General features: G+C 39.1%; 7 protein-coding genes. 4 read left to right on the plus strand and 3 right to left on the minus strand.

Annotated features, from left to right (window positions below):
* From AAC147_RS08385 to AAC147_RS08400, 4 genes are all read left to right on the plus strand, one after another.
* Nucleotides 1-196 (plus strand): hypothetical protein (locus AAC147_RS08385; RefSeq protein ID WP_047686324.1); only part of this gene is annotated, 196 nt, incomplete at its 5' end.
* A gap of 30 nt (nt 197-226) precedes the next feature.
* The gene (locus tag AAC147_RS08390) at nt 227-1,429 is read left to right on the plus strand and encodes an AAA family ATPase (protein ID WP_047686326.1); all 1,203 of its coding nucleotides are present in this window, start codon (nt 227-229) and stop codon (nt 1,427-1,429) included.
* Nucleotides 1,426-2,409 carry a ParB/RepB/Spo0J family partition protein gene (locus tag AAC147_RS08395; RefSeq protein WP_047686329.1) on the plus strand — a complete coding sequence of 328 codons (984 nt, stop codon included), beginning with the start codon at nt 1,426-1,428 and terminating at the stop codon, nt 2,407-2,409. Before AAC147_RS08390 ends, AAC147_RS08395 begins: the two co-directional genes overlap by 4 nt.
* Before the next feature lie 104 nt (nt 2,410-2,513).
* Complete coding sequence (locus AAC147_RS08400) at nt 2,514-3,566, plus strand: PDDEXK nuclease domain-containing protein (protein ID WP_047686332.1); 1,053 nt, start codon at nt 2,514-2,516, stop codon at nt 3,564-3,566.
* A gap of 276 nt (nt 3,567-3,842) precedes the next feature.
* Here the strand turns inward: AAC147_RS08400 and AAC147_RS08405 are convergent, their stop codons facing one another.
* The 3 genes from AAC147_RS08405 to AAC147_RS08415 form a co-directional block, all read right to left on the minus strand.
* Nucleotides 3,843-4,049, minus strand: a complete 207-nt coding sequence (locus tag AAC147_RS08405) for a hypothetical protein (RefSeq protein WP_156115459.1) — start codon at nt 4,047-4,049, stop codon at nt 3,843-3,845.
* Nucleotides 4,030-4,191, minus strand: coding sequence for a hypothetical protein (locus tag AAC147_RS08410; RefSeq protein WP_197056441.1), 162 nt, complete (start codon nt 4,189-4,191; stop codon nt 4,030-4,032). The genes AAC147_RS08405 and AAC147_RS08410 overlap by 20 nt, the downstream gene beginning before the upstream one ends.
* Before the next feature lie 407 nt (nt 4,192-4,598).
* Nucleotides 4,599-4,830, minus strand: a 232-nt coding sequence (locus AAC147_RS08415) for a hypothetical protein (protein WP_231571667.1), incomplete at its 5' end; no start/stop codon positions are given.

Below are 4,830 nucleotides of genomic sequence, written 5' to 3' on the forward strand. Positions count from 1 at the left end.
TAAAAGTCGAGCATCGCGTTTTTATCCTAAAAAAGTAGAAGATATCAAACCTATTAGTTGTGTATTACATCATATAGTTACTTACTTTGATTGGATTTGGATATTGAATGATGAAGTAAAACATGACGTATGCGATAATTTTTTATTCTGTACATTATTTTATAGAAAAAACAAAAAAATTGAGTACACTTTATAAAATATGTAATTTAAAAAAAAGGTTGTACGTATGAAGAAAAATTACGGTGGAGTCCTTGAAACAGCAAGGCGAGCAGAAAAAATGCTCCAAGGGATGAGTAATCATATAGAACAACAGCGTATTGAATTTAATCAAACAGAATATTATCAAGCCTTCACAAAGAATACTGTGGCCAAAATGCCTATGTTAAATCGGCGTTCCGTTGATGTGGCTGTCACAGAAATGGAAAAACAAGGATATGTGTTTGGGAAACGGCAAACCGGTTCAACAATGCAATACGCATTAACGCTTCAAAATGTCATCGATATCTATAAGCACCGTCAAATTCCTACCTATCGGGATAAATGGAAAGAAGCCTTTACTATATTCGTAGTGAATCTAAAAGGTGGTGTATCCAAAACAGTGTCGACAGTTACGCTTGCTCATGGGTTACGTGCGCATCCGACTTTAATTCATAACGATCTGCGTATTCTTGTTATAGATATGGATCCGCAGGCTTCCAGCACAATGTTCCTCAGCCACCACAATAGCATTGGCTCTATTTTGGAAACAGCCGCACAGGCAATGTTGAACAACGTTAGCCGAGAACAATTGATTAAACAATTTATCAGACCAACAATGATGCCTGGTGTAGATGTGATCCCAGCATCAATTGATGATGCATTTGTCGCAAGCGAATGGATACAGCTGGTACAAGAGTACCTGCCCGGAATGGCACCTTCTGAAGTCCTCCGTAAAACAGTGATTGACCGTTTATCGCATGATTATGATTTTATTCTTATCGACACGGGACCTCACTTGGATGCGTTCATGCTAAATGCGATTGCCGCTAGTAATATATTGCTGACTCCTACGCCACCGGCACAGGTCGACTTTCATTCCACAATGAAGTATTTGACTCGTTTGCCAGAAATGATTGAGCGTATTGAAAATGAAGGTATTGAATTACATTTGCGTGGCAATATCGGTTTTATGTCAAAAATGGGGAATAAATACGATCATTTGACGTCACAAAGTTATGCACGAGAAGTATTTACCTCTTCAATGTTGGATGCCGCTCTACCACGACTGGATGGCTTCGAACGCTGTGGGGAATCTTTCGATACCGTTATCAGTGCCAATCCAGCATCTTATCCTGGCAGCTCAGAAGCACTGCGCAACGCAAAAAATCAGGCAGACATTTTCGTTCGAGCAGTTTTCGACAGAATTGAATATATCAGGAATCAACCGTGAATAAATCTATCCACCGAATTGGCAGAACAATGGGCAACTCTCCGTTAAGTAATATGATTTCAAATCAGGAGATTGAGAGTCGTACATTTACTTTGAGTTCAGGAAGAAAGGTGGTTTTTACTCGCCAGCATATTCAGGCTGAACATATCAAAAATAAAACATTTGTTGATCCGACAATTAACGGCCGTGACCAAAGTATACTAACGAAAGAATCACTTCAGGATATTCTCAGAACAATTCACTTACAGCAATTTTTCCCCGCAATTGGTCGGAAAATCGGAGAAAAAATTGAAATACTCGATGGCTCCCGTCGTCGGGCGGCCTGTTTGCTAAAAAACATCGGGCTTGATGTACTGGTGGCGGGTGAAGAAATTAGCATCAAAGATGCGAGACAACTTGCTGCTGACCTCCAAACAGCCAAAGAACATAATCTACGTGAGCTTGGGAAGCGCTACCAATTAATGGAAAAAAGCGGAATGAATCGCAAAGAAATAGCTAAAGCAGAGGGGGTTTCCGCGGCGAAAGTAACCCGAGCTTTTCAAGCTGCGGCCGTTCCGGATGAAATGATTGCTTTTTTCCCTGTTGTCTCCGATTTGACATTACCCGATTACAAATTCTTGCTTGAAATGGCAGAAGATATTGATCGCCGTAAAATCCCGCTCAATGAGATATTAGAAGAAATTCGAATAAAAATTATAGAAACACCGATAGAAGAGGATGCTTCAGAGGCAGTGAAAGACGCGGTTATTCGTATATTCAAGAGCGTCAAACTGTCTCGTAAGCCACAACCTATAGAAAAAGCGGAAGTGATAACACCTCTGAGCGTCTTTGAAGACAAACGTATTTATGCTCGTCGTAAGGAGAATTCTAAAAATAGAACGCTCAGTTATGAATTTGCTCGCCTTGATAAAAAATTGCAATTACGCATTGAGCAATCCATGCAAGAAATTTTTGCTGAATATAATAACGAGAAAAAATAACCATTCGTTGTTACTCGTTTTGTAGATTCCATAGCATGACTGGTAGCACATGACATGGATAGGGGTAATACGTTATTTATATTAATTAAAAAAAGAAGCCAATCATGACATTTGAACTACAGATTTACACTTCACTACTTACTGATGTAAAAGAGCGGATTCGTAGAGGTCAGATTAAAGCTGCTCAAGCCGTGAATACTGAACTGATTCAGATGTACTGGGATATTGGTCGTATTCTCCATGAACGCCAAAAGCAGCAGGGGTGGGGTGCAGGGATTATCCCGAAGCTGGCACGAGATATTATTAATGAATTGCCAGAAATCAAAGGGTTTTCAGAACGAAATCTGAAGCGTATGTTACGTTTTTACCGAGAATATTCCTTGTCATCAGAAGTAGAAACGGCCGCTAATGGAGCAATTGTGCCACAAGTTGTGGCACAATTGCCTTGGGGGCATAACATTTTACTGATTGAGAAGATAAAAGATCACACTGAGAGATTCTGGTACGCTGAACAAGTTTTGATACAAGGTTGGAGCCGTGAATCTTTACTTCAGATGATCAAAAACAATGCTTATGCACGGCAGGGGGCGGTTGTTAGTAACTTCAATAATCGATTACCTGTTTCTCAATCTGAATTAGTACAACAAACTCTGAAAGACCCCTATATTTTTGATTTTCTGACCTTATCAGAACCTTTCAAAGAGCGCGAACTGGAAACAGAGTTACTTAAACACCTTGAAAAGTTCCTGCTTGAACTCGGCGAAGGGTTTGCTTTTGTAGGGCGACAATATCCTATTACTGTAAGTGGGCAAGATTATTATATTGACCTGCTTTTTTATCATCTTACGTTGAGAGCTTTCGTTGTAATAGAGTTAAAACGAGGAGAATTCAAACCTGAACATGCTGGTAAGATGAATTTTTACTGTTCTGTGGTCGATGAAAAGCTGAAGCACCCTACTGACCAACCCACTATTGGCTTAATTCTGTGTCAGACCAAAGATAGGATATTGGCCGAATATTCCTTGCGCGGGATTCAAAAACCCATTGGGGTTTCAGATTACGAACTAACCCGTATGTTACCGGAAGACTTGAAATCTAGCTTACCAAGTATCGAAGAATTAGAAGCAGAGCTTAGTCATAGTGATGAAAATTTGTAATGTAACCATATGACTGCTCTCGGCCCTATCGGGCGAGGCGTTACTTCATTATATTTAACCTCACTCTTAATTTGGTCGAGTAGCCCGAAGAATTCTTACCTGATGGCTCTCACGCAACCAAATGTGAATGTCTCGGACTATTCGAGATCTGTCAATAAAATAGATTATTGATATCTTATTATTTTTTTGAAACTTTTACTGAAATCCAAAGCTTTCTGCAAGCTTAACAACACGATTGTGGTAGTTTGATAACATATATTCAAAGTTATTATTTGCCTATATCAATATATGCGTATCGGCAGTTTCAGGTATGCCGCCACCTAAAGGAATTACAGGATCGTATTCATATTCAAGTTGTATCAGTTTGGTGTAATCTTCACCTTGAATGGCAGATAGAAGCGCAAAAACATCAATGCTACTTAAGCCACCGGGAACACATAAAATATCGGCAGACTGGATATCGTCAAAGGAGTCTGTTGGCAAGATTGAAAATCCTGCATCTGTGGCAATAGGTTTTTTTAGCAACAAAATGCAATGAAGCATCTTCAAGGCTCGCTAGAATTTGCGCGGGACCTGCAAAATCAAGCTGGGTTACGGCAGAATAAAGAAGAAAAGCAATTTTCATATTATTCTCCAAACAATTAATCAGAAAATATAATATGAAAATTGCCTCGGCGTAAACGTCAGATTAGTTCAATTCTATATCATGTCACAGAAATGCAATATATCACGGAAAGTTACTGGGCAATCTCATGTGTGTATAAAAGATTTAAAGCTCTTAGAAAGCTATAAGAGCTTTTAATAACTAGGAACCATATACCTATTGAGCATTAATGCACAGTAAACTATGAGTAAACAATTTCAAGTTTATCATTGAGAGGTATTTCATTATGAACTAAGCAGCCCTACTCTGAATCGCCAACAGATTGAATCATTAACAAGCAAGAGTACCGATAGATTTCTTACTGATCTGGACTATGAAAGGCTACATTCAAGTAGCCTAGACAGATATTGCTGAAGCATTAAACATCACTAGGTAATTAATTGTTTTAAAAAATATTTATTATTCATTATTGAAAGGGGATTGGGTAAAGGTAAATCTAGAAACTCTGCAAATAATACAAATTCTGGGGCTACTCTCCCTATGGGAGGTAAACAGAAGCAGATGGCAAGGCTTTTGATCATGAAGTATTCCACGATTACGTGGTGGCTCATGGTTATGGCGAGCCTTCCAGTGAAGCCTATGAGCAGGCGGAGAAACTGT

Source organism: Xenorhabdus sp. NBAII XenSa04 (genome assembly GCF_963866145.1).
In the GTDB taxonomy this organism is placed as follows: Bacteria; Pseudomonadota; Gammaproteobacteria; order Enterobacterales; family Enterobacteriaceae; genus Xenorhabdus; species Xenorhabdus indica.

Coding starts and splice junctions, on each gene's coding strand:
- AAC147_RS08400 (WP_047686332.1), top strand. CDS start 2,514: ATGACATTTGAACTACAGATTTACACTTCACTACTTACTGATGTAAAA.
- AAC147_RS08390 (WP_047686326.1), top strand. CDS start 227: ATGAAGAAAAATTACGGTGGAGTCCTTGAAACAGCAAGGCGAGCAGAA.
- AAC147_RS08410 (WP_197056441.1), bottom strand. CDS start 4,191: ATGAAAATTGCTTTTCTTCTTTATTCTGCCGTAACCCAGCTTGATTTT.